Raw genomic sequence first — 25,940 nt, forward strand, 5'->3', positions numbered from 1 at the left:
TGAAGGCGGCCTCCGCAATGCGGACGCCGCCTTTTTCGTGCACGTGACGCGCCCGGCGCGGGTTAACCCGAGGGCTGCGCAAGCGCGCAAACAACGGTTCCAGCAGCGTTTCCGCGTTAACACGTAAAATTTGAATCAATTGCGGTCATTTCAAATTTTACGAGAATTCGATTCAAGTATAGATCGAATTCGCTGCGTCTTTTACTTGTATTCGTCTCGACTTGACTTGGCTGACTTAGCGGCAACTCAAAAGCTCCCTGCGCAATGTGGTCCCAACAAGAAACGGGGGCCGCAATGTTGGACTTCAGGGGACAGGGGAAGGGCTTGGCGCTGGCCGTCATGCTCTTCGGGATCGGCGCGACGGCGCAGGCCGGTGAGAACCGGCTGCTCTACGCGAGCCTCGGCGACACCACGCGCGCGCCGATCGGCTGGGTCGAGTTCTGTGCGGAGAATTCTGCCCAGTGCCAGGGCGCACCGACGCAGGCGCGCGACATCGTGATGTCGCAGGCCGCATGGCGCGACCTCGTCAAGGTCAATCGCTGGGTCAACGAGACCGTCAAGCCTTTGACCGATCAGGAGCACTGGGGCGTGATCGAGAAGTGGTCGCTGCCGACCGATGGTTACGGCGACTGTGAAGACTACGTATTGCTGAAGCGCAAGATGCTGATTGATGCCGGTTGGCCGCGCCAGGCCCTGCTCATCACCGTCGTGCGCGACAAGAAGGGCGAAGGACACGCGGTGCTGACGGTGAAGACCGACAAGGGCGAGTTCGTTCTCGACAATCAGAACGAGAACGTCGTTGCCTGGACGGAGACCGGCTACCGCTTCGTCAAGCGCCAGTCGCAGAGCGATCCCAACGTCTGGGTCTCGCTCGGCGATACCAAGCCGGCGGTCTCCACCGCCAGCGCAAGAGATCAGTAGCGACAAACGAAAGAGATACGCGACCCGGTCACATCCCCACCCCTCCCCGTCCCAGGCCGGTTCGCGCGCGGCCAGCCATCCCCCAATGGCTGGCCGCAACTTTTTTTGAGGATGCGCGATCAGGCCTGCTGCGTTTGCCGCGACCACGGCACGCGCGCCGCGGTGAAGTCGCGCCAGGTGCCTTGCAAGGAAGGCTGCACGCCGGCCGATGCACGCGCCTGCCAGCCGGTGATCGCAGCAGCAGCAATGGCGCAGTCGGGCTCGGCGCCGAGCCCGTCGAGCAACGATGCCGTGACCGCCATGTCGTTGAAGGCGCCGAGTTCCTCCTGCAAGCCGGCGAGCCGGTGCGAGAATTTTCGCGCCGATTTGCCATCCGCGAACAGCCGCAGCAGGAACTCGCCGAGATAGCGCAGCCGCTTGGTCGCGAGCCGGACCCGGTGCAGCTGTTCGGCGGGAAGCGACTTGAAGCGGCGGCCGCGCTTGAGCACCTTCGCATATTGCGCCGACAGGATGCGCTGCGCGAAGTCGATCGCGGGCTCGGCGAGCTGGCCAAGATCCTCGGTGGCGACGTCGTTGCGCCAGCCGCGCGCCTCGATCCAGTTACCGAGACCGATCAGGAAGATGGCGCAGCGCCGATCGTCGAGCGCATCATGCGCCTTGCGATAGGCATCCGACTGGCGCCCGGCCGCAAGCCGGTCCAGCGCATCGAATCCGGCGATCGAAGGGCAGGCTTTTGCGATCGTCGGCAAGGTGTCGAGCCGGAACACATCCCAGTCGCGCGCGGCGGACAGATCCTGCGCCAGCCATTTGGCTTCCGTCCGCAACGTGTCGAGATTGCTCAGCGCCCCCGCCGATCGCATCAGATCCAGCACCGACCGGAGCCGGCGCAGCGAGACGCGCAGCTGATGGATTCCTTCCGGATTGCGGCCATCCTCGGCGGCCGGCAGCGACTGGAGCAGATGGAGGAAGCAGGAGCGCAGGATGGTGGCGAAAGCCTCGTCGAGCGTGACCGACGCATCGAGGCGAAGTTTTCGCGGGCGTCGCGCCGACGGCGGCTTGCCGGCGGCAAGATCGAAGCCGCGTGCCGACTTGGTCCGGATCGACGGCTTCACCGCCCCGTGCTCGGCAAGCCGCAGCGCGATCTCGTAGATCGTGCTCGCGCTACCGCTCTTCAGCTCAAGTTCGATCTCGCTCACGGGCAGCGAATTGTCGTCGGCCGTCAGCTCGCCCAAGTCGAAGGCGATCTCGACCGTGCCGGACGGCAGGTCGATCATCCGCGCATGGCGATGGATGTCGGCGGTGAAGACCGCTGCAAGGGGCTGCGCTTCCAGATGGCCGCGAAGCTTCTCCGGAATGAAGGGCATCGCCAGAGCAAGATCAGGCGCAAGCGACGGCACGCTCGCCTCCCACTCGCCGCGACGCAGCGGGTCGTCCGCCGCATCGGTCTTTACGGTCTGCACGAAGCGGGCGCCGCTCCGACCTACGCGCAGGCTCAATCCGTTGCGCCGAAGTGTCCGCTCCGGCGTGTCATAATAGACCGACTTGAGACGCTTGCGCGTGCCCTTGCTGCGCGCGTTCATCGCGATCACGGGCGCGGCGTTGAAATGCGCCATGCGGTCGGCATCGACGAGAAGCTTGAGCTCGATCTCGCCGGCGGCACGCGCGGCAGCGCTCGACTGGCGTGGTTCCTGTGCCGGCTCCGCGTCTCGCGGTGGCATCTGATCAACCACAGCGCCCTCGACGATCACAGGTTCCGCGGCGAGTTCGGCGGGTTCAAGCTGCCTGAGGAAGCCGGCGCCGATTTGCGTTCTCTTGTCGTCCTTAGGAACAGGATTCCGATCCGGCGCGCTCATGGTTTTGCGAGCCGGTGTAGCGTCTGATTTCAACATTTCCGGTGACATGACAGTTCAATGACAGAACGTCACCATATAGCCGGTACGGCCCGGGAGGAATAGTAACGTTACGTCGCAACGCCCTGTCATAATTCGGCGCGGCTGACGAATTAAATTGCCGACGCATACAGTAAGCGGTCGAATGACTAGCGAATCTCACGGTTCCCGAAACCAAGATGAACGCGTCAGCGAGCTTGACTGATTCGAGCCGGAGATCGCGTCCGGTTCACAGCGAAGAAAGTCGGGCGACGACGACCGGCGGTAAGAGCCGCCAAGCAATCGCGCGCTCACGCGCCCAGCACATCCGCGAGCCGCAGCTCGTCGGCGGCGGGATCCTTCAGGAACAGCTCGGCCTCGATCTCGTTCAGATGCGACAGCATCTGCGCGCACGCGGCCTGTCTGTCGCGCTTGCGGATCGCGGCGACGATGCCGGCGTGATGGTCAGTGCCGCAGGCCGGCGTGTCGTGGCGGCGGTAGAGCAGGATGATGAGCGAGGAGCGCGCAATCAACTCCTTCAGGAAGCCGAGATAGATGCTGTGGCCACTCATCTCGGCGACGAGACGGTGAAACTCTCCGGAGAGCCGGACCGAGGCGCGCGCGTCGCCGCGCAGTTCGGCTTCGCGTTCCTCGGTGAGATGTTGCTGGAGACGATCGACCCAGGCCGGCGACATCGCTTCAACGGCGTGATCGACGATCGTCGGCTCGATCAGGCGGCGCGCCTCGAACACCTCGCGGGCATCCGCGGGCGTCGGTCGCGCGACGAAGGCGCCGCGGTTCTTCTCGATGTTGACGATGCCCTCATGCGCGAGTTGCTGGAGCGCGGTGCGGACCAGCGTGCGGCTCGCGCCGTAGATCTCGCCGATCTCGTCCTCGCCGAGCTTGGTGCCGGGCAGCAGACGATGCTCGAGGATCGCCGCGGTCATGCCCTCCCGGATACGGCTGACGCGATCGCTCGCATCTGGCGCGTCGGATTTCGGGCGAATCTTGGCAGCCATCAGTTCGAGGGGTTGGGGTTGAGGGCTCGGCGACGTTCAGCCACGAATGTTAGTCGACGAGCTGTATCCAATCACAGGCGAAACTTTATACAATCTGCGCCCGTTTTGTGTGCAGACCGCGGTGCATGCGGCGGACGGCCCGGATCCGGCGGATTCGATCTAACGATTTGACTCCGCTGCACTGTTTCGGAATTCGGCCGGCCATGGGCGATTGGCATGGACCTTGCGGAGAGAGGCGAAGCATCGCCCTCGCCCCCGGACACGCCATGGCCACTCCCGCCGCCCTCGAACTGGTCTCCGTCACCAAGCGCTACGACACGACGCTGGCGGTCGACACCGTCAATTTGAAGATCCCGGCCGGCACCTATTGCTGCCTGCTCGGCCCGTCCGGCTGCGGCAAGACCTCGACGTTGCGCATGATCGCCGGTCACGAGGCGGTCAGCGAGGGCGACATCATCCTCGGCCCGCAGAACGTCACCGATCTCGAACCTGCCAAGCGCGGCACGGCGATGATGTTCCAGTCCTATGCCCTGTTTCCGCACCTCACCGTGCTCGATAACGTCGCGTTTGCCCTGAAGATGCGCGGCGTCGACCGGGCGACGCGGCACAAGCGCGCCGGCGAGTTGCTGGAGCTGGTGGCGATGACCCCTTATGCGGCAAGGCTTCCCGCCCAGCTCTCCGGCGGCCAGCAGCAGCGCGTCGCGCTGGCCCGCGCGCTGATCACCGAGCCGCAAATCCTCCTGCTCGACGAGCCGCTCTCGGCGCTCGATCCGTTCCTGCGGGTGAAGATGCGCGGCGAGTTGAAGCGACTGCAGCGCGAGCTCGGCATCAGCTTCATCCAGGTCACCCACGGCCAGGAAGAAGCGATGGCGCTCGCCGACCACATCGTCGTGATGAACCAGGGCAGGATCGAGCAGCAGGGCTCGGCCCGCGACATCTTCCACCATCCCCGCACCGAATTCGTGGCCCGCTTCATCGGCGGCCACAACGTCCTCAGCGACGCCGGCAAACTCATCGCAGTGCGCGCCGATCAGCTCGGCATCGTGCCGTTCACTGACGGCGCGTACGGTGCGCCCGCGCTGCTGACCCAGACCGAGTACCAGGGCTCCTACATCGCCGTCTCGCTCACGCTCGAGGACGGCACCGCCCTGTTCTGCCACCTCCCCGAGGCCGCCTTCGACGTCCACCCGTTCCGGCCGGGCGATCGCGTGCTGGCCACCTGGGATCCCGCCAAGGCGCAACGCCTGCAATAGCGCCGAACAATCAACGGAATGCGCAACAGAGGAGTGACTGACATGACCGAAACGACCAGGAAGAAGGGCTTCAGCCGCCGCACGCTGCTCAAGGGCACCGCGGGTCTCGCCGGCCTTGCCGCCGGCTCCGGCGCCATCACCGGCTTTCCCTATGTAAAGTCGGCCGAAACGAAGGTGCTGCGCTATCTCGGCACCGCCGTGAACGAGGGCGACGACATCTCCAAGCAGTGCCTGAAGGACACCGGCATCAAGATCGAATACATCACCGCAACCACCGACGACGTCACCAAGCGCGTGATGACCCAGCCGAACTCCTTCGACGTGCTGGACACCGAATATTTCTCGCTCAAAAAGCTGGTGCCGTCGGGCAACATCCTTGCCCTCGACGCCAAGAAGATCAAGGAATTCGACAACATCACGCCCGTCTTCACCAAGGGCCAGACCCCCGGCGGCAAGAAGATCGGCAACCAGGGCACCGCGCCCTGGAAAGTGCTCTATCTCGAAGGCAAGGACTCCAAGAAGTTCGCGACGTCGGCGACCGAATTCGTCACGTTGATCCCGACGGTCTACAACGCAGACACGCTCGGCATCCGCCCCGACCTGATCAAGCGCCCGATCAGCTCCTGGTCGGAGCTGCTCAATCCCGAATTCAAGGGCAAGGCCTCGATCCTCAACATCCCCTCGATCGGCATCATGGACGCCGCGATGGTCGTGGAAGCCACCGGCAAGTACAAATATGCCGACAAGGGCAACATGACCAAGGAGGAGATCGATCTCACCATGAAGGTGATGACCGAAGCCAAGAAGGCCGGCCAGTTCCGCGCCTTCTGGAAAGACTTCAACGAGAGCGTCAACCTGATGGCATCAGGCGAAACCGTGATCCAGTCGATGTGGTCGCCGGCGGTGACGAAGGTGCGCTCCATGGGCATCGCCTGCACGTTCCAGCCGTTGAAGGAAGGCTACCGCTCCTGGGCGTCGGGCTTCTGCGTCTCCAAGGGCGTCTCGGGCGCCAAGCTCGAATGGGCCTATGAGTTCGTCAACTGGTTCCTGTCCGGCTATGCCGGCGCCTATCTCAACCGCCAGGGCTACTACTCTGCCGTGCTCTCCACCGCCAAGGCGCATATGGAGCCCTACGAGTGGGCGTACTGGATGGAAGGCAAGCCGGCCGAGAAGGACATCAAGGCGCCCGACGGCTCGCTGCTGGAAAAGGCCGGCGCGGTGCGCGACGGCGGCTCCTACGAAGACCGCATGGGCGGCGTGGCCTGCTGGAACGCCGTGATGGACGAGAACGACTACATGGTCCGCAAGTGGAACGAGTTCATCGCGGCGTAATTTGATGGACACGTCGGAAGACATCCTGCAACAGGCCCCCCCGGGATTGATCCCGGGGTCGGGCACAGCGCGCGCCGCAAAGCCGACGCGCCTGTCGCCGTCCTTCATCTCCTGGCTTCAGGCCGGGCCGATGATGCTGGTGTTTCTCGCCTTCTTCCTGATCCCGCTCGTCTTCGTCGTCATCGTCTCGTTCTGGGACTACAATGAATACCAGTTGCTGCCGGCCTTCTCCGGCCGCGGCTACACCGACACGTTCGAAGGCTGCATCGCGCAGCTTCCCGATCTCTGCACCATCGCCAGGACCTATCTGATGACCTTGAAGCTGTGCTTCCTGGTGTGGGTCATCACGCTCTTCATCGGCTTCTGGGTCGCCTATTTCCTCGCCTTCCACGTCAAATCCAAGACCTGGCAGATGGGATTGTCGCTGCTCTGCACGATCCCGTTCTGGACCTCCAACGTGATCCGCATGATCGCCTGGATTCCGCTGCTCGGCCGCAACGGCCTCGTCAATTCCGGCCTCGTCAAAACAGGGCTGATCAACCAGCCGCTGGAATGGCTGCTGTTCTCCGAATTCTCCGTGGTGCTGGCGCTGGTGCACCTGTTCACCTTCTTCATGGTGGTGCCGATCTTCAACTCGATGGTGCGCATCGACAAGTCGCTCATCGAAGCCGCCTATGACGCCGGCGCGACCGGCTTCCAGACGCTGGTCAACGTCATCATCCCGCTTGCCAAGCCCGGCATCGTGATCGGCTCGATCTTCGTCATCACCATCGTGATGGGCGACTTCATCACCATCGGCGTGATGGGCGGCCAGCAGATCGCCGCGGCCGGCAAGATCATCGAGACACGGGTGAACGCGCTGCAGTTCCCGGCCGCTGCCGCCAATGCCGTGATCCTGCTCGTGATCACCTTCCTGATCATCACCATGATGTCGCGCATCGTCGACATCAAGAAGGAGCTCTAGAGCATGAAGGAAGGACGCCCGCGCTCTTTCTACGTGCTCGCGATCTTCTTCGCGGCCTACACGTTGTTTCTCTATGGCCCGATGATCGCGATCTACGTCCTGTCGTTCCAGGGCCCCCAGGGCGGCCTGACCTTCCCGATGAACGGCGTGTCGACCTTCTGGATCGCAAAACTGTTCCAGGGCACCGGCATCGTCGATCTCGGCGCCGCCTTCCGCCGCTCGCTGCTGCTCGGCATCATCGTGATGATCGTCACCGTCGTGCTGTCGGTCGCCGCCGGCATGGCCTTTCGCCGCAAGTTCAAGGCGCAAAGCATCCTGTTCTACTCGGCGATCGCGAGCCTCATCGTTCCCTCGATCATCACCTCGCTCGGCATCTCGCTTGAATTCCGCATCATCGACGACCTGATCAAGGCCCACTGGAACGAGAACTTCGAGACCTCGATGGGTCTGCTGACGTCAGGACTCGGCGCGCATCTGACCTGGACGCTGCCATTCGGCCTGCTCATCATGTTCGCGATCTTCAACCGCTTCGATCCCCGGCTCGAGGAAGCCGCGCGCGATCTCGGGGCGACGCCGTGGCAGGCCTTCCGCCATGTCGTGCTGCCGATCATCCTGCCCTCCGTGATCGGCATCGGCCTGTTCGGCTTCACGCTGTCCTGGGACGAACTCGCCCGCTCCAGCCAGGCGATCGGGGCGGTGAATACATTGCCGCTCGATCTGCAGGGCCTCACCACCACCGTGACGAACCCCGACATCTATGCGCTCGGCACCGTGATCTCAGCCGTTTCGTTCACGGTGATCACGCTTGCGCTCGGCACCATTCACGTGCTGAACAAGCGGCAGGCGGCCAAGGGCTCGGACGCCGGCAAAGGGCTTGTCTGATCTGATGCGACTTCACGTCGTCAATCCCAACACCACCGCGTCGATGACGGCGAAGATCGCGGCCGCGGCGCGCGCGGTCGCCCTGCCGGGCACCGTGATCGACGCGCGCCAGCCGGCAATGGGCCCGGTTTCGATCGAGGGATTTTACGACGAGGCCTTTGCCGTGCCCGGCATGCTCGGCTGCATCCGCGAGGCCGACCGTGACGGCGCGGATGCGCACATCATAGCCTGCTTCGACGACACCGGGCTCGACGCCGCGCGGGCCGCAGCCAGGGTGCCGGTGATCGGCATCGGCGAAGCCGGCTTCCACATGGCAAGCCTGATCGCGGCGCGCTTCGCCGTGGTGACGACGCTCAATGTCTCCATCGTGCCGATCGAACATAATTTGCGGAATTACGGCCTCGCTGAGCGCTGCGCCCGCGTCCGCGCCGCCGAGGTGCCGGTGCTCGCGCTCGAAGAGCGCAACGCCGATGCCATCGGCAAGATCTCCGCGGAGATCACGGCTGCAATCCGCGACGACCGCGCAGAGGCCATCGTGCTCGGCTGCGCCGGCATGTCCGATCTCGCCGCCGAACTCGCCGACACGCACGGCCTGCCCGTGGTCGACGGCGTCGCGGCGGCGGTCACGCTGGCGGAATCGCTGGTGCGGCTGGGACTGACGACGTCGCGGCTCGGGCCCTACGCGGCGCCACGGTCGAAGCCCTATTCCGGACCGTTTTCGCCGTTTCAGCCGTGATCGCTGCCCTGGCCGGGTATTCGGAAGCCTTAAGGCCTCCTGATTGCTGGTTTTTTCGCGCTTAGCCTCTTTTTGGTCCCATTCCTTGCCGAAACGTAGCGCTTTCGGGACGCCCCGGCCGCCCAAGGGTTGCCGGTCTTCGCAACGCACCAAGTTTCAATTTGGGTTTTGTCAGCGATGATCGATCTCGCAGAGGACACACGGTCCAACCCCCTTCTTCGCCTCGGCGCCCAGCCCATCGCGCTGACCGCCGCCGCCCTCCTCCTGCTCATCACCGGCGTGACCTCGATCGCGATCTGGCGGGCCTATACCGGCGCAATCCCCGAGACCGACCGGGTGGTGGCGTCGCGGCAGCTCCAGGCCCGCACCGCCCAGGCCTCCGAGCAACTGGTCGAGAAGACCAAGGGGCTGGAGGCGACCCAGCAGGAATCGATCGACCAGCTTCAGGTCGTGCAGGATCAGCTCACGACGATGAAGCGGCTGATGGCGGCGCAGCAGGCCGACAACAAGCGCCTGTCCGAGCAGGTCGCCTCGCTGAACGAGTCGATCGACAGTCTGCGGCAGTCCTTTGCCAGCGCCCGGGCGACCGAGACGGAGGCCCCCTCGGTTACCCGCAGGAAACCGGTGCGGCACCGCGTCCAGGCCAGCACGCGCAAGCGTTCGCGCGGCTGAGAGGCTCGCGACGCGACTTTAAATTCTTCGACTTGTGAACTGGATCACATTCGCCCATATGATTCCGCGCGATGCTTGCCGTTACCGGATGGCGTGAGCCGATTTCAATGTCCGGGGCTGGCAAGGTCGTTGACGGTATACTGCGTCAACGACCTTGTTTTTTAACGGGTCATTCGCAGACGTCGACGCGACGGAATCGCCATCCCGCAGGCGTCATCACCCGCCTCCGGGCGACGTAGCAGCCGCCATAACCATCGTCGTAGCCGGTACCATAATAGTAGGGGCTGCCGTAATAGGGGTAGCCGTAGCCGTAATAGCCGCCGTAGTAGCCGGCGCCGGCAAGACCCGCTCCGATCGCAACCCCGGGCCAGAAGCCGCCGCCGTGCCAGTGGCCGCCATGGCCCCAGCCCCCGCCGTGCCCGAAACCCCGCGCCTGTGCCGCCTGCGGTGCCGACAGTCCGACCGCCGCGACGGCCAGCGCCGCCAAGATCATCTTGCGTAACATCACTTGATCCTCTGCGTGGATACGCTCCACCGCTCCAAAGCAGGACCAAGCTAATCACCTTGGGGCGTTCCGGACAGCCTCGCTGTCTCACTTCCCCGCGAGCATCAGCAGCCTCGACAGATGCTCTTGAGCTTCTTGTCGAGCGTGCGGTTCTCGGCATTGACGGCGGCGTCGGTGGATCCGCCTGCACCGGTACCGGTGGTGGCTCCGGGGGCGGCATTCGTTCCGGATGATTGCGCCGTACCCAGGCTGTTGGTCCCGGGCGGAGGTGCCGCAGAATTGGCGACACCCCCGGCCGATCCCGCAGAGCCGCCGGTCGCTTGCGCGAACGATACGGCCGGCATCGCCGCAAGGCCGAAGATGACGATCATGATCTTGATTGAACGGGCTGCGGACGATGGTGCCATTCGGATTCTCCTTTCCCGATCAACCGCCGCAGCGATCACCGGTTCCGGAACAATTGCCGTCGGTTCAGCTTGAACAGGGAGAGTCACGATCATGCGAAAGCCGATCGTGTTCGACGCGGCAAACCGGAAAGGCGAAATCAGGATGACGGATCGCGATCCTTTTGCAGAGGGCGAACGCGCCGCGCAGGAAAACATTCCGGCAGAAGCCAATCCCTACTCGGACGGCAGCGACGAACACGCGTTGTGGGCCGCCGGTCACGAGAAGGTCGCGGGCGCAATCGAAGCGCGCGAATCCGAGCGAAGCTGACACGTTGCTCCGGATGGCGCGCGCCGGTGGCTATGCGGCCGCCACCATCGTCTCGGTCCGGTCCTCGACCATGGTCACGAACATGTGGGACTCTTCACCGGCGCCGCCGATCTGGACACGGCGGGCGGAGATCACGCGCCGCCCTCGCGTGGGATTGTCGATGGTGTCGATGATCGGCTCGAGCTGCTGCTTCTGCGCCAGAAGCTGCCGGTCGCGCCGCTCGATCAATTCGGCCGCTTCGGCGGAAAACAGCTCCCGCGCGGTCTTGCCGATGATCTCGCCACGCGACATGCCGATCATCTTCTCGGCGGCCTTGTTGACGAAGACATAGCGCAAATTGCGTGCATCCTTGGCGATGATGCCTTCGGCCACGTTCTCGATGATGGTGGCGAGGAAACGCTCCATTCGCTCCAGGATGCGCTGGCGCTGACGTTGTTCGGTGACGTCCTCCTGCACCGAGACCCAGCCGCCACCGTCCATCGGACGCTCGTAGATCTTGATGATGCGGCCATCGTTCAGGGCGACCTCGTAGGCCGCGGGCTCGCGCTTGGCGATCCGGTCGACAACCGCCGCGACATATTTCACGACGTCGCCGGTGAACAACCCGCTCTTGACCCGGTGCTGGAGAATCTCCTCGAGCGTCGATCCCGACTGGATTGTCTCGGGCAGATTGTAGATCCGCCGGTAGTTGGCGTTCATCGCGACCACATTGGCCTTGCCGTCGAGCATGATCAGGCCCTGCGGCATGCTGTTGATCGCGGCCGACATCTGCCACTTCTTGGCCTGGTACTTGTCGTTGAACTTGTCGCGCTCGGTCATCGCCGCATCGCGCGCCTGCGCGGTGCCGAGCTCGATCTCCTCGAGCTCGAAGATGCGCGCCACCGCGTCGCGGAAGTTCTGCACGGCGCGCGCAAGATGCCCGATCTCGTCGTGACGGCGCAGATGCGGCACCTCGCTCTTGACGTCGCCTTGCGCGACCCGGTCGGTCGCCTGGGTGATCTCGGCCAGCGCTCCCACCACCGAGCCTCGCATCACGACGACGTTCAGCCCCGCGAGCAGCAGGGCCGCCAGACCGAGCGCGAACAGATAGGCCGCGGCATATCTGTTCTCGTTGGCGAGATCGTCCGCCTCGCGGGCACGTTGCCCGTAAATTCTCTCGAGCGTCTCGAGATCGCTGTTGAGCTTGTTGCGCAACGTCCGGTTGGCGTCGTTGTCGCCCCATTCGCGCGCCGCCGCCGGACTGATCTCCAGGCCGCGCCGTACCAGCTCCTGGCGAAACTCGACGAATTGCGAGATGCGCTGGCGGAAGGCGGCAATCTGTTCGGCGTCGTCGTCACCGACTGTCCGCTCCATGTTCTTCACCGCCGCAGCGAGCTCGCGGTTGCGCCTGAGCAGCCCGTCGGCGAACTGCTTCATCGCGGCCCGATCGGCGGACATGTAGATGCCGCGCGATTCCATCACGATGGCGTAGATCAGCGCGTTGATGCGGCCGACGTTGATGGCCGCCTCGGCGGAGGTGGCGTGCATGTGGCGATAGGTCGTCTGCAGGCGGACCGACTGGATCGACATCACGAGCAGGAAGGTGGTGACGATCGCCAGGAAGCCGGCGATGCTGTAGACCTTTTCCGCCACGCTCAGCGTGTCCGTGCCGCGCGCGAAACGAACGAATTTCTTCAATAGTCTGGTTCCGGCGTCGAGGCCGGATCCCACCGCCGCAGCGTCCATAGCGCCGCTCCTCTTGATTGAGAACGCACCACGATACCAGTCGTGGCGCTAGCGGAGCCTTAAAGTTCTCGGCGGTATTGTTACGGTATGGAACCGCGGCATCTCACCCGATCCGCTTCAGGCCCTTCGTGAATCGCGGGCCATTGGCGACGTAGAACCTGGCCGCGCTCCCCATCTTCTGCACCTGGGCGTCGTCGAGCGTGCGGATGACGCGCGCGGGCGAGCCGATGATCAGCGAGCGTTCGGGGAACTCCTTGCCCTCGGTGATGACGGAGCCGGCGCCGACGATGCTGTTGCGCCCGATCCTGGCGCCGTTCATCACGATCGAGCCCATGCCGACGAGCGCGCCCTCCTCGATGGTGCAGCCGTGCAGGATGACGTTGTGGCCGACGGTGCAGTTCCTGCCGATGTGAAGCGGAAAGCCGAGATCGGTGTGGCAGGTCGAGCCGTCCTGCACGTTGGCGCCCTCGCCGATCTCGATCCACTCATTGTCGCCGCGCAGCACCGCGCCGAACCAGACGCTCGCCCCCGGCTTCAGGCGCACGCGGCCGATCACGGTGGCGGTCTCCGCGATGAAATAATTGCCGTCGGCGGGAAGATCGGGCGCCTGCCCGTCGAGCTCGTAGATCGCCATGGAGGTCTCCTGTCACGTCGAGACTGGCATAGCGAAACGGCGGCCTGGACGCAAAGGGCGGCCGGGCCGGGCGGCCCTTCAGGTCAGAACGCCGGCCGCGCGCAGCGTCATCAGGAAGAAGGTGCCGCTCATCATGCTCCAGAAGCCGGCGATGACGGTCGCCATCATCACGAATTCGACGCGACGGCTTTCCACGCGCATGCCGCGCAGCGTATTGCGCATGATGATGAAGGGCGCCGCGAACACCAGGAACGGCACCGCGGCGAAGGTCTTCGGCGCCACGCCGTCCTGCAACAGGCCGAAGCCGGCGGGCCGCTGCGCGACCGCCTGGTATCCGCTCACGAGCGCGCCCGCGAGCGCGAAACCGATGCAAATCGAGAAGAAGGTATTGAGAGCCTCAGGTGTCATCGGAACGGTCCGCCCTTACGCAACGCCGGAGTCTTCCTGTGACAAATGGCGCTGGTTAACGCTACATTATCCTTAAGGGAAGGTTAACGCCGCCGACCATCTGGCGCAGGTCCCCCTCCCTTCTCCGCGGCCCCCCGGTGCTGCGCGAAATCGCCGCCGCGTGGCATATTCGCAGCTGATTCGTCGGCCACCGGCCGACTGCTTCTCCGGTCGCGCGGCTCATGACGGTGTTTTCGGCAACCTCCCCTCAGTCTTCCCGGATGCGCACAAGGGCGCATGTCGTCCCGATCGTGCTCGGCGGCATGGCCGCATTGTGCGCTGTCGCTCTCGTCGCGTACCTGCTGTGGCCGACCTGGGGCACGAGCGGCGCGAACGGCCCCGACAAATTGCCGGTGAGCGTCGGCGGCACGCTGTTCAACCTGCCGCCGACGGCGATCCGCATGAAGATCCAGCGCCACTCCGGGCCGCAGGAGCGCATCGATCTCGACTTCCTCTATCCCTCGCTGGAACCACCGGGCGCACCGAAGCACGTCACCGCCGACACGGTGGAGGCGGCGATGCAGCCGATCGACCGCATCTTCCTGTCGATCGCGGCGCATCACGATGCACTCGCCCCCGAACAGCGAACGGCCACGATCTATCCGCGCTATCTCGACCAGGCCGCGACGATGCCCGAGGACGGACTGACGATGCGGATGTTCCGCGCCGACACGCCTTACGGCAACGAGGACTTCTATTCCGCTGCGAGCCCCGCGCTGGCCGCGCGCTGCACGCGCGATGCGGCAACGCCGGGCATGTGCCTCTCCGAGCGCCGCGTCGGCGGCGCCGACCTCACCTTCCGCTTCCCCCGGAGCTGGCTGTCGCAATGGCACGATGCGGCGGAGGCGATGGACCGGCTGACGGCGCAGCTGCGCGGGCCGAGGAGCTGAGCCTCCCTGCCCTGCCGCGAGACCAACTTGCCGAACGGGCTGAAGGGACCAACGAAAAAAACATCGAAACAACCCCATGCACAGTAGCCAAGTCACGGGGGCTTCGTATTTTTCGAATTCAACTTGACCCGTCGGGCAAAACGGGAGCATCATGTCGTCAGGGACAAATCAATTGAACGACACGGTCGCACATCTGTCGCCCGGCGCCCAGTTGTCTGGACGGCCGCAGGGATGTGTGACTGATATCACTGATAGAAAATTGCGTTTGGCCATTCTGCAAATAATCTGACGCTCTTGCATTCGGGGGCTGGAATGCGGCTTCGGCTGTTTGGTTTGTTGATTGTTGCGAGTTGCTTGGCGACCTGGCTTGGGACCGGCTCTGCGCTGGCCGAGAAGCGCGTCGCGCTCGTCATCGGCAACTCGGCCTACAAGAACGTGGCGAAGCTCACGAACCCTGCGAACGATGCCGCGCTGGTCGGCGGCATGTTCAGGAAGGCCGGCTTCGATACGGTCGACGTCAAACTCGACCTGAACGTGGTCGACATGCGCAAGGCGCTGCGCGAATTCGGCAGCAAGGCGCGCGAGGCCGATGTCGCAATCATCTACTACGCCGGCCACGGCATCGAGCTTGACGGCACCAACTATCTGATCCCGACCGATGCCGCCCTGGAGACCGATACCGATGTTCTCGACGAGGCGTTCCCGCTCGACAGGGTGCTGTTCGCGATCGAGCCGGCCAGGCAACTGCGCCTCGTCATCCTGGACGCCTGCCGCGACAACCCGTTTGCCAAGACCATGAAGCGCACGGTTGCCTCGCGCGCCATCGGCCGCGGCCTTGCCAAGGTCGAGCCGAGCAGCCCGAACACCATGATTGCCTTTGCGGCGAAGGCCGGCTCGACCGCATCGGACGGCGATGCGAAGAACAGCCCGTTTGCCACGGCGCTGGTCGAACGTCTGCCGATGCCGGGCCTCGACCTGCGCAAGGCGTTCGGCTTCGTGCGCGACGATGTGCTCAAGACCACCGGCTACAAGCAGGAGCCATATGTCTACGGCTCGCTCGGCGGCGATGACGTTTCGCTCGTCCCGGCCAAGCCGGCAGCAGCGCCGGGCCCGCAAGCCAATCCCCATGACAGCGTGCGCCGGGACTATGAGCTGGCGCTCCAGGCGGGAAACCGGGACGCATGGGAAGCATTCCTGCAGGCTTATCCTGATGGGTTCTATGCGGGCCTCGCCCGCGCGCAACTGAAGAACGTGGCGGCGGAGGAAGCACGCGCGGCTGCGGCCGCGAAGGCACGCCAGGCCGAAGACGAAAAGGCAAGGCTCGCAGCCGAGCGGGCGAACAAGGCCGAGCAGGAGAAGGCGGCTGCCGCCGCCAAGGCCGCAGAGAACGCCCGGCTTGTCGCCGAAAAGGCCAAGCAGATCGAGGAGGCCAAGGCGGCCGCCGCCGAGCAGCGCCGCAAGGACGCCGAGGCCGCAGCGGCGAAGGCTGTGGCCGACAAGCAAGCCGCCGAGAAGCCGCAAGTTGCGGACAGCGCACAGAAGCTTGCAGCCGTTGCTCCGACCTCATCGCAGCCGGGCCTGTCTCCACAAGAGACTGCGAAGCTGGTTCAGTCCGAACTGCGCCGCGTCGGCTGCCTGGCGACATCGGCGGACGGCGACTGGAATGCGTCATCGCAACGCTCGCTGACGCTGTTCAACAGATATGCCGGGACGACGCTCGACGCCAAGCAGGCGAGCTTCGACGCGCTCGACGCCATCAAGGCCAAACCCGGCCGGGTCTGCCCGCTGGTGTGCGACCACGGCTTCAAGGCCGACGGCGATGCCTGCGTGAAGATCGCATGCCGCACCGGCTATCGCGTCAACGACGATAACGAGTGCGAGAAGGTGCAGGACAGGAAGCCGGTTGCGACCCGCGAGGACGCCAAGAAGCGGGATACGGAGCGGAAGCAGATCGAAGCTGCACCCGCAAAGCCGTCAGCATCCGGTCAAATGCTTTGTAACAATGCTGGCTGTCGGCCGGTGAGGCCCGGCTGTCGGATTGGAACCCCGAAGATCGGCCCTCATGTCGCCCCTGTAGCAGGGGCACAAGTGGAGGTGTGCGACTGAGCTGCGGCCGAGACGCAATCATTCCCTTGCAGGCCAGATCTCAACGCATCGCTTTGACTGCGGAGATGTGTGACTGATATCACTGATCGCAGATTGCATTTGGCCATTCTGCGAATACTCTGACGCTATTGCATTCGGGGGCTGGAATGCGGCTTCGGTTGTTTGGTTTGTTGATTGTTGCGAGCTGCGTGGCGACCTGGCTTGGGACCGGCTCGGCGCTGGCCGAGAAGCGCGTCGCGCTCGTCATGGGCAATTCGGCCTACAAGAACGTGGCGAAGCTGGCGAATCCCGCGAACGATGCCGCGCTGGTCGGCGGCATGTTCAGGAAGGCCGGCTTCGATACGGTCGACGTCAAGCTCGACCTGAACGTGGCCGAGATGCGCAAGGCGCTGCGCGATTTTGGCGGCAAGGCGCGCGAGGCCGACGTTGCGGTGATCTACTATGCCGGTCACGGCATCGAGCTCGATGGGACCAATTACCTGATCCCGACCGACGCGACGCTCGAGACCGACAGCGACGTCCTCGACGAAACGCTGCCGCTGGATCGCGCGCTGTTCGCCGTCGAGCCGGCCAAGCGGCTCCGGCTCGTCATTCTCGACGCCTGCCGCGACAATCCTTTCGCCAAGACCATGAAGCGCACGGTTGCCGCCCGCGCCATCGGCCGCGGCCTCGCCAAGGTCGAGCCGACCAGCCCGAACACCATGATCGCCTTCGCGGCGAAGGCCGGCTCGACCGCCTCGGACGGCGATGCGAAGAACAGCCCGTTTGCCACGGCGCTGGTCGAACGCCTGCCGATGCCGGGCCTCGACCTGCGCAAGGCGTTCGGCTTCGTCCGCGACGATGTGCTCAAAACCACCGGCTACAAGCAGGAGCCATATGTCTACGGCTCGCTCGGCGGCGATGACGTTTCGCTGGTTGCCGCGAAGCCGGCAGCAGCGCAGGGCCCGCAAGCCGATCCCCAGGACAGCGTGCGACGGGACTACGAGCTTGCGCTCCAGCTTGGCACGCGCGACGGATGGGCTGCCTTCCTGAATCGCTTTCCCGGCGGCTTCTACAGCGATCTCGCCAAGGGGCAATTGAACAAGATCGCCGCCGAAGAAACCCGCGCTGCCGCTGTGGAAAAGGCCAGGCAGGCCGAGGACGAGAAGGCGCGGCTGACGGCCGACCGGGCCAAGAAAGCCGAACAGGAGAAAGCGGCTACAGCCGCCAAGGCCGCCGAGGACGCGCGTATCGCGGCGGAGAAGGCCAAGCAGGTCGAGGAGGCCAAGGCGGCCGCCGCCGAGCAGCGGCGGAAGGAGGCCGAGGCCGCAGCGGCAAAGGCCGTGGCCGACAAGCAAGCCGCCGAGAAGCAAGCTGCCGAGAAGCAGCAAGTTGCGGACGGCGCACCGAAAGTTGCAGCCGTCGCCCCGACCTCGTCACAGCCCACCCTGTCCGCCGCAGAGACGGCAAAGCTGGTTCAGTCAGAGCTGCGCCGCGTCGGCTGCCTGGCGACATCGTCAGACGGCGACTGGAATGCGTCATCACAACGCTCGCTGACGCTGTTCAACAAATATGCCGGGACGAAGCTCGACGCCAAGCAGGCGAGCTTCGACGCGCTCGACGCCATCAAGGCCAGGCCGGGCCGGGTCTGCCCGCTGGTGTGCGATCACGGCTTCAGGGCCGATGGCGATACTTGCTCAAAGATCGCCTGCCGCTCCGGCTATCGCGTGAATGACGACAATGAATGCGAGAAGGTCCAGGACAAGAAGCCTGTCGCGACCCGCGAGGATGCCAAGAAGCGAGATACGGAGCGGAAGCAGGGCGAAGCTGCTCCATCGAAGCCGCAGGCATCTGGTCAAGTATTTTGTAACACTGGAGGCTGTCGGCCGGTAAGGTCCGGCTGTCGGCTTGTTGATCGTCCGAAGCTTGGCCCCGTCGGAATTGGGGGAGGAGTGCAAGCCGAAGTATGCGACTGAGTGGCGGTCCGATCCTGCGCAGTTGGCCTGGGCGGTCGCAGAGATGTGTGACTGGCGATCATTGATCGCAGATTGCGTTGGCCATTCTGCGAATAATCTGACGCTCTTGCATTCGGGGGCTGGAATGCGGTTTCGGCTGTTTGGTTTGTTGATTGTTGCGAGTTGCTTGGCGACCTGGCTTGGGACCGGCTCTGCGCTGGCCGAGAAGCGCGTCGCGCTCGTCATAGGCAATTCGGCCTACAAGAACGTGGGGAGGCTGGCGAACCCCGCGAACGATGCCGCCCTGGTCGGCGGCATGTTCAGGAAGGCCGGGTTCGACGCGGTCGACGTCAAGCTCGACCTGAACGTGGTCGACATGCGCAAGGCGCTGCGCGAATTCGGCAGCAAGGCGCGCGACGCCGATGTCGCGGTCATCTACTACGCCGGCCACGGCATCGAGCTTGACGGCACCAACTATCTGATCCCGACCGATGCTGCCCTGGAGACCGATACCGATGTTCTCGACGAGGCGTTCCCGCTCGACAGGGTGCTGTTCGCGATCGAGCCGGCCAAGCAACTGCGCCTCGTCATCCTGGACGCCTGCCGCGACAATCCGTTCGCCAAGACCATGAAGCGCACGGTTGCCTCGCGTGCCATCGGCCGCGGCCTTGCCAAGGTCGAGCCGAGCAGCCCGAACACCATGATCGCCTTCGCGGCGAAGGCCGGCTCGACCGCCTCGGACGGCGATGCGAGGAACAGCCCCTTTGCCACGGCGCTCGTCGAACGTCTGCCGATGCCGGGCCTCGACCTGCGCAAGGCGTTCGGCTTCGTGCGCGACGATGTGCTCAAAAACACCGGCTACAAGCAGGAGCCGTATGTGTACGGCTCGCTCGGCGGCGATGACGTGCCGCTGGTTGCTGCGAAGCCGGTCGTGGCCGGGCCGCAGGCCAACCCGGACAGCGAAATCCGGCGCGACTATGAACTGGCGCTTCAGCTTGGCACGCGTGACGGATGGGCTGCCTTCCTGGATCGCTTTCCCAGCGGCTTCTACACCAATCTCGCCAAGGGGCAATTGAACAAGATCGCCGCCGAAGAAACCCGCGCTGCCGCTGTGGAAAAGGCCAGGCAGGCCGAGGACGAGAAGACCCGGCTGGCAATCGATCGCGCCAAGAAAACCGAACAGGAGAAGGCCGCTGCGGCCGCCAAGGCCGCGGAAGACGCCCGTATCGCGGCGGAGAAGATCAAGCAGGTCGAGGAGGCCAAGGCGGCCGCCGCCGAGCAGCGCCGCAAGGAGGCCGAGGCCGCAGCGGCAAAGGCCGTGGCCGACAAGCAAGCCGCCGAGAAGGCGCTCGCCGACAAGCTGGCAAATGACACCAAGCAGGTCGCCGAACAGCGGACGACCGAGAAGTCGCAAGTTGCCGATACCGCGCAGAAGGTCGCGGCTGTCGCACCAACCGCATCACCGCCGAGCCTGTCGCCGCAAGAGACGGCGAAGCTCGTGCAGTCCGAACTGCGCCGCGTCGGCTGCCTGGCGACATCGGCGGACGGCGACTGGAATGCGTCCTCGCAACGCTCACTGACGCTGTTCAACAAATATGCCGGGACGAAGCTCGACGCCAAGCAGGCGAGCTTCGACGCGCTCGACGCCATCAAGGCCAGGCCGGGCCGGGTCTGCCCGCTGGTGTGCGATCACGGCTTCAGGGCCGACGGCGACGCTTGCGCGAAGATCGCCTGCCGCGCCGGCTATCGCGTCAACGACGATAACGAGTGCGAGAAGGTGCAGGAGAAGAAGCCTGTCGCAACACGCGAGGACGCCAAAAAGCGGGATACGGAGCGGAAGCAGGTCGAATCTAAACCAGCGAAGCCTCAGGCGAGCGGGCAAATATTTTGCGCCGCCACAGTGGGTTGTCGCCCCGTGCGCCCCGGCTGCCGGCTTGAGCAGAAGGGCTCGAGCAACGTAGAGGTCTGCAATTGAGCTTCATCATAACGCTGTTTGGTTCTGCTCCGCTGCGGCACACCGGGTGAGTACGGCCGCTTCCACCCCTCGGTTTGCGAAGGTCAATACCGTCACGCGGCATCCCATTCCGAACCATTCGCGCTCCTCGACCAGTCGGCGCGCGGCTACGGATTTTCGCAAGGAAAGTAGAGCTGCGGGACTGCAGATCTAACGTGGTCACTGCGGGCGGAGCGAAGCAATCCAGCATCCCTTCGCTGAAAGAGTCCGTGCTTCGCCTTGCTCGCAATGACGGCTGACGAACTATTCCTGGTCGACGAGGTCGTCCTCGAGGATCGCCATCTGGAACTGGAACGAGCGATCATCGTCCTCGTCGTCGACGAACAGCACGCCGATGAACTCCTCGCCGATATAGACTTCGGCGGAATCATCCTTCTTCGGCCGCGGCACGACGCGGATCTTGGGATTGCCGAACACGCGCTTCAGATAGGCGTCGAGCTTCCTTACTTCCTTGACGTCCACGGCAAGTCTCCAATCGAAATCCGGGTTGGCGGGGTTTTAGGACGAGACGCGACGAACCGCCAGCATGAATTGCCAAAGAATTTGGGGACGAAAAGGGCCGGAGAATCCGGCCCTCAACTCACGCGCTCAAAGTCCCATGGCGTTGATCATCTGGTCCATGGTGCGCGACGGCTCGGCGCAGCCGGCTTCGCCGACGATCTTGGCGGGCACGCCCGCGACCGTGACGTTGTGCGGCACGGGCTTGACCACGACCGAGCCGGCCGCGATGCGCGCGCAATGGCCGATCTCGATGTTGCCGAGGATCTTTGCGCCGGCGCCGATCAGGACGCCGTGACGGATTTTCGGATGGCGGTCCTCGTTCTCCTTGCCGGTGCCGCCGAGCGTGACGCCGTGCAGGATCGAGACGTCGTCCTCGATGAGCGCCGTCTCGCCGCAGACGAAGCCGGTGGCGTGGTCGAGGAAGATGCCGCGGCCGATGCGCGCGGCGGGATTGATGTCGGTCTGGAACACCGCCGACGCGCGGCTCTGGAGATAGTACGCGAAATCCTTGCGGCCCTTCAGATAGAGCCAATGCGCCAGGCGATGGGTCTGGAGGGCGTGAAAGCCCTTGAAGTAGAGCAAGGGATCGATGAAGCGCGAGGTCGCGGGATCGCGGTCGTAGACGGCGACGAGATCGGCGCGAAAGGCGTTGCCGAGATCGGGGTCGTCGCGCAGCGCCTCGTCATAGGTCTGGCGCACGAGATCTCCGGACAGCGCGGAATGATCCAGCCGGTCGGCGACGCGATGGATCACCGAATCTTCCAGCCGGCTGTGATGCAGCACCGTCGAATAGATGAAGGTCGCAAGCTCCGGCTCGCGGTGGACGATGTCCTCGGCTTCGCCGCGAATCCGATCCCAGATGGGATCGAGCGTGGCAAGCTTTCCTCCCGGATTGACCTGATGCACTGCCATGGGGTCTGCTCTTTCGAATTGGCTCGTTTTGCCGGCTCTATAGCACAATCTAGGCGACAAAGTCCTGACGGGCTTGCCTGAGAGTGAACAGCGCCTTGCCCCGCGAAAGCGTTCCAACACGTTGAAACACAACACTTTCTTCTGGCGCCCCCGGGCGGCAAGGTCGGCTCAAGGTGGTCAGGTTTTTGCCAAATTCAAGCCGGGCGGCGTCAAACTATTGGTGAATTCTCTCCCAACCCTTATTGCAGGCATGGTCCGAGCGAGGACGGAACGGCTTTGAGCATCACAACCGATCAATTGCGCGCACGCGCCGCGGCCTCGTTCTGGCTGCGGCTGGCCGCGCTGGCCCTGCCCCTCCTGATGATCGCGCCGGCGTTCTGGAACGGCTATCCGCTGCTGCAATGGGATACCGGCGGCTATCTGGCACGCTGGTACGAGGGTTATCTCGTTCCGAGCCGCTCCACCGTGTTCGGGCTCTATCTGCACTATGGCGAGCATTTCGGTTTCTGGATCAACCTCGCGGTCCAGTCGCTGGCGACGCTGTGGCTGTTGCAGCTCACCTTGCGCGTGCTCGGCCTGATGCAGACGTTCCGCTTCGTCGCGATCAGCCTGGCCCTGATCCTGTCGACCGCGCTGCCCTGGCTCGCGAGCATGCTGCTCACCGATATTTTTGCAGGGCTGTCGGTGCTGTCGCTGTTCCTGCTGGTCGTCGGCGGGCAGCGCACTTCGCTGATCGAAAAAATCTCGCTGTTCGTCTTCACCGCCTTTGCCGCCGCAACCCACAGCGCCACTTTTGGCGTGCTGCTCGGGCTCTGCATCGCCGGCTGGATGGTACGGCCGTTGCTGGGCGCACGCCTGCCGGTTGCCGGGCTGGCGCAGGCGAGCCTCACCATCCTCGCGGGCGCCCTGATGCTGGTGTCGGCAAATCATGCGCTGTCCGGCAAATGGGCCTGGACGCCCGGCGGCTACGGCGTCGCATTCGGCCGCATGATGCAGGACGGCATCGTCGCCCGTTATCTGAACGACCACTGCCCGCGCGAAACCTACAAGCTCTGCCCCTATCGCAATGAACTGCCGGCGACCGCGGACGAGTTCCTGTGGGGCAAGAGCATGTTCAACACGCTCGGCCGCTTCGAAGGCATGGACGACGAGATGGGCTACATCGTCGTGCACGCGCTCGCCGACTATCCGGCCTGGCAGGCCGGCGCGGCGCTGCGGGCGATGGGCCAGCAATTGCTGCATGTGGCGACCGGCGAAGGCGCCAGTGTCTGGATCCCGCACACTTACGGCATCATCGAGCGCTACATCCCGGCGCAGGTCGCGCCGATGCGCGCGGCGCGGCAGCAGAACTGGGGCGTCAATTTCGACTACGTCAATTGGCTGCACGTTCCCGTTGCGCTGGCCTCGACGCTGGCGCTGGTCGGGTTGCTCGCGCATGCGCTGGCGCGCCGTCGGCTCGACGATCTGACGCTGCTGGCGGCAACGGTCACGCTGGCACTGCTCGGCAACGCCTTCATCTGCGCCGTCATCTCCGGTCCGCACGACCGCTACGGCGCACGCATGGTGTGGGTCGCGACCTTCGTGGTGCTGACGGCGCTGGCGCGCCGTTTTGGCGACGACGAACCGGCAGACGAGCCCTCAGTTGCGGCGTGACAGGAAATCCAGCACGCCGGTCTTGTAGACCTTGTCGCCGACCGCGCGCATGTGGTCGCGGCCGGGAATGTCCAGCACTTCCGAACCCGGAATGAGCGCGCCGAGCGCGCTGGCGGAGCCCGCGACGTCGTCGGTAGAACCGACCGCGATCAGCACGGGCACCTCGATGCGCGCGGCTTGCTCTTTCGTCATCAGCTCGCGCGTGCCGCGCAGGCAGGCGGCGAGCGCCTTGCGGTCGGAACGGGTCTGATCGGCAAACGCTCGAAACGTGCGCCCGACGGGATCGGTGACGTCGTCGAGCGAGGGCGCTTCCAGCGCCGTCGCCACGTTCTCGCCGGGTCCGGTGCCCTCGATCAGGCCGCCGATGCCGATGCCGCCGAGGATCGCCGAGCGCAGGCGCTGCGGCTCGTTGAGCCCCAGCCAGGCCGTCATCCGCCCGCCCATCGAATAACCCATGAGATCGGCCTGCGGGATGGCGAGATGGTCCATCAGCGCGAGCACATCGCCGGCCATGGTCGGGATCGAGTACTGCGCCGGCTCGTAGAGCTTTTCGCTTTCGCCATGGCCGCGATTGTCGAGCGCAATGACGCGGCGGCCGTTCTTGCGCAGTTCCGAGACCCAGGTCGGATAGACCCAGTTCACGTTCTTGCTGGAGGCAAAGCCGTGCACGAGGATGATCGGATCGCCCTCGCCTTCGTCGAGATAGGCAATTTCAACTGCGCCGTTGTGGAAGCTCGGCATCATCAGGTCCGCAGGTCTTGAGGGGAAAGGTTGATTTTAGAGCATGATCCGGAAAAGTGTGCAGCGGTTTTCCGGCAAGATCATGCTCAAAACGACGGCCTGAAGCGCTTCGCGCTTCAGGCGGTGACGGCCGTGTTCGCCAGAGCGGCTTCCGCGGCGGTCTGCGCCCGGCGCATCCGCCGCGCGCGTCTGCGATCGCACCAGGCCTGGGTCAGCCGCTCGGTGGTCGCCTTGATCGAGGACAGCAAGCCGAACAGCGTCAATGCCGCGCCGAACAGCCACAATGCGAGATCGAATGCGCCGCCGATCAGCAGCAGCGCACCGCGGCCGAACAGCTTCATGATCGCGCGGGTCTTGCCGCCCTGCGCTTCCGCGAGCCGTGCCGCGCGCGCAACGTCCTTGGGGCCTTCGGCGATGCGCAGCGTGTCCATGGCGCCGCGCGTGCCGGTCTTTTCGGCGACCCGCGTGACATCCTTGCCGAGCCGGACCAGCGCGCCCGCCTTCTCGGCGCGGAACGCGGCCTTGATCGCGCTCACGGTCTCGCCCGGGCGGAACACCGACCCCCTGGCGACGGCGTTCTGAAGCATCGGCGCATCGACGACCTCGCGCGCCGACCGGCCGGCCCAAGCCGCGAGCCCCTCGCCGAGCCGCCCCACCTTGCGCGCGTCCTTCACTAACGTCAGCCCGGCGCGCGCCGGCGCGGCGCCGCCGACGGAGACAAAGGTCACGGCCGTGACCGCAAGACCGGCGGCCGCAAGGCCGAGCACCAGACGATCGGTGTCCTCGCCCATGGCAAGGTGCTTGCCCTCGCGAACGACGTCCCTGACGTCACCGAACACGAAGAGATCGCCGGCCACGGTTCCCGACAGGCTCGCAACATCGTCGGCGTTGCCGGTGACGAGCCCCGTGGCGAACCGCTTTGCGAAATGCGAGGTGGAGTTTTCGGCTTTGACCGCGTCGCTGACGCGGCTCAGGAGGTCGTTGGACAGCGCGATGTCGCGGTCGCGCGCCAGCGCAACGAAACTGTCGGCGAGATCGGCATCGCCCGATGCGAGCGCGGCCTCGATGTTGTCCTGAACCAGGCGATCGTCATTCCGCAGCAGCGCGTCGAGCTTGAGTTCGGAGAGCGCGGCGGGATCGTCCTGGGCGGTGAAGATCGCCCCGGCCTCGCGGGCATGCGGCGCTACCTGCGCGAGCATGAAGCTGCATGCCGCGATACCGGTCAACGCTGTGCTGATTCGCAGCCATTTCATGCGGAAAAACCCGGACGGTCCTGAGATCGTTGACGCCTGACGTTTCGTCTTTCGTCGCAATTGCGCTCGTCCACAGACATAGTATGCCAAAATTGCGACACAACGTCCCCGACGAAAGAAGGGCTTCTCTCAGGCCGCAGGATTGTGTCGAATTTGCATGAGCAAATGAGCATGGGGCGATTGCGGACCTTTCGGTTCCGCCGGACTAGCAATCAGCTGCACCCGCCAGTATGGTCCGCGGCGCCTCAAAGATGCCGCGCCAGT

24 protein-coding genes are annotated in these 25,940 nt (G+C 64.6%); 13 read left to right on the forward strand and 11 right to left on the reverse strand.

Annotated features, from left to right (window positions below):
• Window positions 1–294 precede the first annotated feature (294 nt).
• The gene (locus JQ572_RS23015; protein WP_211385108.1) at window positions 295–921 is read left to right on the forward strand and encodes a transglutaminase-like cysteine peptidase; all 627 of its coding nucleotides are present in this window, start codon (window positions 295–297) and stop codon (window positions 919–921) included.
• A gap of 119 nt (window positions 922–1,040) precedes the next feature.
• Here JQ572_RS23015 and JQ572_RS23020 read toward each other — a convergent pair whose 3' ends face one another.
• Both JQ572_RS23020 and JQ572_RS23025 read right to left on the reverse strand, forming a co-directional pair.
• Window positions 1,041–2,810 (reverse strand): CYTH and CHAD domain-containing protein, encoded by a 1,770-nt coding sequence (locus JQ572_RS23020; protein WP_211385109.1) that lies wholly within the window; start codon window positions 2,808–2,810, stop codon window positions 1,041–1,043.
• 290 nt (window positions 2,811–3,100) lie between these two features.
• Entirely contained in the window at window positions 3,101–3,808 is a 708-nt protein-coding gene (locus JQ572_RS23025) for a GntR family transcriptional regulator (RefSeq protein WP_211385110.1), read from the reverse strand.
• Between the two features lie 266 nt (window positions 3,809–4,074).
• Between JQ572_RS23025 and JQ572_RS23030 the strand changes: the two genes are divergently transcribed.
• The 6 genes from JQ572_RS23030 to JQ572_RS23055 all read left to right on the forward strand — a co-directional run bounded on the left by JQ572_RS23030 (window position 4,075) and on the right by JQ572_RS23055 (window position 9,647).
• Window positions 4,075–5,061, forward strand: coding sequence for an ABC transporter ATP-binding protein (locus tag JQ572_RS23030; RefSeq protein ID WP_211385111.1), 987 nt, complete (start codon window positions 4,075–4,077; stop codon window positions 5,059–5,061).
• Window positions 5,062–5,103: 42 nt separating this feature from the next.
• Window positions 5,104–6,393: an ABC transporter substrate-binding protein gene (locus tag JQ572_RS23035; protein ID WP_211385112.1), complete on the forward strand. Its 1,290-nt coding sequence runs from the start codon at window positions 5,104–5,106 to the stop codon at window positions 6,391–6,393.
• Between the two features lie 4 nt (window positions 6,394–6,397).
• Window positions 6,398–7,357, forward strand: a complete 960-nt coding sequence (locus tag JQ572_RS23040; RefSeq protein ID WP_211385113.1) for an ABC transporter permease — start codon at window positions 6,398–6,400, stop codon at window positions 7,355–7,357.
• Between the two features lie 3 nt (window positions 7,358–7,360).
• The gene (locus JQ572_RS23045; protein ID WP_211385114.1) at window positions 7,361–8,239 is read left to right on the forward strand and encodes an ABC transporter permease; all 879 of its coding nucleotides are present in this window, start codon (window positions 7,361–7,363) and stop codon (window positions 8,237–8,239) included.
• Window positions 8,240–8,243: 4 nt separating this feature from the next.
• A complete protein-coding gene (locus JQ572_RS23050) occupies window positions 8,244–8,975 on the forward strand; it encodes an aspartate/glutamate racemase family protein (RefSeq protein WP_211385381.1) in 732 nt (243 codons plus the stop codon).
• A 177-nt stretch (window positions 8,976–9,152) separates the two neighbouring features.
• The gene (locus JQ572_RS23055) at window positions 9,153–9,647 is read left to right on the forward strand and encodes a hypothetical protein (protein ID WP_211385115.1); all 495 of its coding nucleotides are present in this window, start codon (window positions 9,153–9,155) and stop codon (window positions 9,645–9,647) included.
• Between the two features lie 169 nt (window positions 9,648–9,816).
• Here the strand turns inward: JQ572_RS23055 and JQ572_RS23060 are convergent, their stop codons facing one another.
• Window positions 9,817–10,152 carry a hypothetical protein gene (locus JQ572_RS23060; RefSeq protein ID WP_211385116.1) on the reverse strand — a complete coding sequence of 112 codons (336 nt, stop codon included), beginning with the start codon at window positions 10,150–10,152 and terminating at the stop codon, window positions 9,817–9,819.
• A 104-nt stretch (window positions 10,153–10,256) separates the two neighbouring features.
• Window positions 10,257–10,559, reverse strand: a complete 303-nt coding sequence (locus tag JQ572_RS23065) for a hypothetical protein (protein WP_211385382.1) — start codon at window positions 10,557–10,559, stop codon at window positions 10,257–10,259.
• Between the two features lie 91 nt (window positions 10,560–10,650).
• On the opposite strand from JQ572_RS23065, the gene JQ572_RS23070 reads away from it, so the two are divergent.
• On the forward strand, window positions 10,651–10,866 hold the full coding sequence (locus tag JQ572_RS23070) for a hypothetical protein (protein WP_211385392.1): 216 nt from the start codon (window positions 10,651–10,653) through the stop codon (window positions 10,864–10,866).
• Between the two features lie 30 nt (window positions 10,867–10,896).
• Here the strand turns inward: JQ572_RS23070 and JQ572_RS23075 are convergent, their stop codons facing one another.
• The 3 genes from JQ572_RS23075 to JQ572_RS23085 form a co-directional block, all read right to left on the reverse strand.
• Window positions 10,897–12,591, reverse strand: coding sequence for a PAS-domain containing protein (locus tag JQ572_RS23075; RefSeq protein ID WP_211385117.1), 1,695 nt, complete (start codon window positions 12,589–12,591; stop codon window positions 10,897–10,899).
• 103 nt (window positions 12,592–12,694) lie between these two features.
• Window positions 12,695–13,225, reverse strand: a complete 531-nt coding sequence (locus JQ572_RS23080) for a gamma carbonic anhydrase family protein (RefSeq protein ID WP_211385118.1) — start codon at window positions 13,223–13,225, stop codon at window positions 12,695–12,697.
• A 78-nt stretch (window positions 13,226–13,303) separates the two neighbouring features.
• Window positions 13,304–13,633 (reverse strand): DUF6949 family protein, encoded by a 330-nt coding sequence (locus tag JQ572_RS23085; protein ID WP_211385119.1) that lies wholly within the window; start codon window positions 13,631–13,633, stop codon window positions 13,304–13,306.
• Window positions 13,634–13,854: 221 nt separating this feature from the next.
• On the opposite strand from JQ572_RS23085, the gene JQ572_RS23090 reads away from it, so the two are divergent.
• The 4 genes from JQ572_RS23090 (at window position 13,855) to JQ572_RS23105 (ending at window position 20,577) form a co-directional block, all read left to right on the forward strand.
• Window positions 13,855–14,562, forward strand: coding sequence for a hypothetical protein (locus tag JQ572_RS23090; RefSeq protein ID WP_211385120.1), 708 nt, complete (start codon window positions 13,855–13,857; stop codon window positions 14,560–14,562).
• 312 nt (window positions 14,563–14,874) lie between these two features.
• Window positions 14,875–16,668, forward strand: coding sequence for a caspase family protein (locus JQ572_RS23095; protein WP_211385121.1), 1,794 nt, complete (start codon window positions 14,875–14,877; stop codon window positions 16,666–16,668).
• A gap of 146 nt (window positions 16,669–16,814) precedes the next feature.
• A complete protein-coding gene (locus tag JQ572_RS23100; protein ID WP_211385122.1) occupies window positions 16,815–18,623 on the forward strand; it encodes a caspase family protein in 1,809 nt (602 codons plus the stop codon).
• Window positions 18,624–18,747: 124 nt separating this feature from the next.
• The gene (locus JQ572_RS23105; protein ID WP_211385123.1) at window positions 18,748–20,577 is read left to right on the forward strand and encodes a caspase family protein; all 1,830 of its coding nucleotides are present in this window, start codon (window positions 18,748–18,750) and stop codon (window positions 20,575–20,577) included.
• 282 nt (window positions 20,578–20,859) lie between these two features.
• On the opposite strand, the gene JQ572_RS23110 is transcribed toward JQ572_RS23105, so the two are convergent.
• Together JQ572_RS23110 and cysE are read right to left on the reverse strand one after the other, a co-directional pair.
• The gene (locus JQ572_RS23110) at window positions 20,860–21,078 is read right to left on the reverse strand and encodes a DUF3126 family protein (protein ID WP_007602550.1); all 219 of its coding nucleotides are present in this window, start codon (window positions 21,076–21,078) and stop codon (window positions 20,860–20,862) included.
• Between the two features lie 126 nt (window positions 21,079–21,204).
• A complete protein-coding gene (gene cysE, locus JQ572_RS23115) occupies window positions 21,205–22,029 on the reverse strand; it encodes a serine O-acetyltransferase (protein ID WP_211385124.1) in 825 nt (274 codons plus the stop codon).
• A 276-nt stretch (window positions 22,030–22,305) separates the two neighbouring features.
• Between cysE and JQ572_RS23120 the strand changes: the two genes are divergently transcribed.
• Window positions 22,306–23,682, forward strand: a complete 1,377-nt coding sequence (locus tag JQ572_RS23120) for a hypothetical protein (RefSeq protein WP_211385125.1) — start codon at window positions 22,306–22,308, stop codon at window positions 23,680–23,682.
• Here JQ572_RS23120 and JQ572_RS23125 read toward each other — a convergent pair.
• Together JQ572_RS23125 and JQ572_RS23130 are read right to left on the reverse strand one after the other, a co-directional pair.
• Window positions 23,668–24,423, reverse strand: a complete 756-nt coding sequence (locus JQ572_RS23125; RefSeq protein ID WP_211385126.1) for an alpha/beta fold hydrolase — start codon at window positions 24,421–24,423, stop codon at window positions 23,668–23,670. The two genes, JQ572_RS23120 and JQ572_RS23125, sit on opposite strands and share 15 nt — an antisense overlap.
• 116 nt (window positions 24,424–24,539) lie before the next feature.
• The gene (locus JQ572_RS23130; RefSeq protein WP_211385127.1) at window positions 24,540–25,676 is read right to left on the reverse strand and encodes a hypothetical protein; all 1,137 of its coding nucleotides are present in this window, start codon (window positions 25,674–25,676) and stop codon (window positions 24,540–24,542) included.
• Window positions 25,677–25,940 lie beyond the last annotated feature (264 nt).

The organism is Bradyrhizobium sp. SZCCT0153 (assembly GCF_018129995.1).
In the GTDB taxonomy this organism is placed as follows: Bacteria; Pseudomonadota; Alphaproteobacteria; order Rhizobiales; family Xanthobacteraceae; genus Bradyrhizobium; species Bradyrhizobium japonicum_G.

Coding starts and splice junctions, on each gene's coding strand:
- JQ572_RS23015 (WP_211385108.1), top strand. CDS start 295: ATGTTGGACTTCAGGGGACAGGGGAAGGGCTTGGCGCTGGCCGTCATG.
- JQ572_RS23030 (WP_211385111.1), top strand. CDS start 4,075: ATGGCCACTCCCGCCGCCCTCGAACTGGTCTCCGTCACCAAGCGCTAC.
- JQ572_RS23020 (WP_211385109.1), bottom strand. CDS start 2,810: ATGTTGAAATCAGACGCTACACCGGCTCGCAAAACCATGAGCGCGCCG.
- JQ572_RS23080 (WP_211385118.1), bottom strand. CDS start 13,225: ATGGCGATCTACGAGCTCGACGGGCAGGCGCCCGATCTTCCCGCCGAC.
- JQ572_RS23040 (WP_211385113.1), top strand. CDS start 6,398: ATGGACACGTCGGAAGACATCCTGCAACAGGCCCCCCCGGGATTGATC.
- JQ572_RS23075 (WP_211385117.1), bottom strand. CDS start 12,591: ATGGACGCTGCGGCGGTGGGATCCGGCCTCGACGCCGGAACCAGACTA.
- JQ572_RS23125 (WP_211385126.1), bottom strand. CDS start 24,423: ATGCCGAGCTTCCACAACGGCGCAGTTGAAATTGCCTATCTCGACGAA.
- JQ572_RS23100 (WP_211385122.1), top strand. CDS start 16,815: ATGCGGCTTCGGTTGTTTGGTTTGTTGATTGTTGCGAGCTGCGTGGCG.
- JQ572_RS23055 (WP_211385115.1), top strand. CDS start 9,153: ATGATCGATCTCGCAGAGGACACACGGTCCAACCCCCTTCTTCGCCTC.
- JQ572_RS23130 (WP_211385127.1), bottom strand. CDS start 25,676: ATGAAATGGCTGCGAATCAGCACAGCGTTGACCGGTATCGCGGCATGC.
- JQ572_RS23070 (WP_211385392.1), top strand. CDS start 10,651: ATGCGAAAGCCGATCGTGTTCGACGCGGCAAACCGGAAAGGCGAAATC.
- JQ572_RS23025 (WP_211385110.1), bottom strand. CDS start 3,808: ATGGCTGCCAAGATTCGCCCGAAATCCGACGCGCCAGATGCGAGCGAT.
- cysE (WP_211385124.1), bottom strand. CDS start 22,029: ATGGCAGTGCATCAGGTCAATCCGGGAGGAAAGCTTGCCACGCTCGAT.
- JQ572_RS23090 (WP_211385120.1), top strand. CDS start 13,855: ATGACGGTGTTTTCGGCAACCTCCCCTCAGTCTTCCCGGATGCGCACA.
- JQ572_RS23095 (WP_211385121.1), top strand. CDS start 14,875: ATGCGGCTTCGGCTGTTTGGTTTGTTGATTGTTGCGAGTTGCTTGGCG.
- JQ572_RS23050 (WP_211385381.1), top strand. CDS start 8,244: ATGCGACTTCACGTCGTCAATCCCAACACCACCGCGTCGATGACGGCG.
- JQ572_RS23105 (WP_211385123.1), top strand. CDS start 18,748: ATGCGGTTTCGGCTGTTTGGTTTGTTGATTGTTGCGAGTTGCTTGGCG.
- JQ572_RS23060 (WP_211385116.1), bottom strand. CDS start 10,152: ATGTTACGCAAGATGATCTTGGCGGCGCTGGCCGTCGCGGCGGTCGGA.
- JQ572_RS23045 (WP_211385114.1), top strand. CDS start 7,361: ATGAAGGAAGGACGCCCGCGCTCTTTCTACGTGCTCGCGATCTTCTTC.
- JQ572_RS23035 (WP_211385112.1), top strand. CDS start 5,104: ATGACCGAAACGACCAGGAAGAAGGGCTTCAGCCGCCGCACGCTGCTC.
- JQ572_RS23085 (WP_211385119.1), bottom strand. CDS start 13,633: ATGACACCTGAGGCTCTCAATACCTTCTTCTCGATTTGCATCGGTTTC.
- JQ572_RS23065 (WP_211385382.1), bottom strand. CDS start 10,559: ATGGCACCATCGTCCGCAGCCCGTTCAATCAAGATCATGATCGTCATC.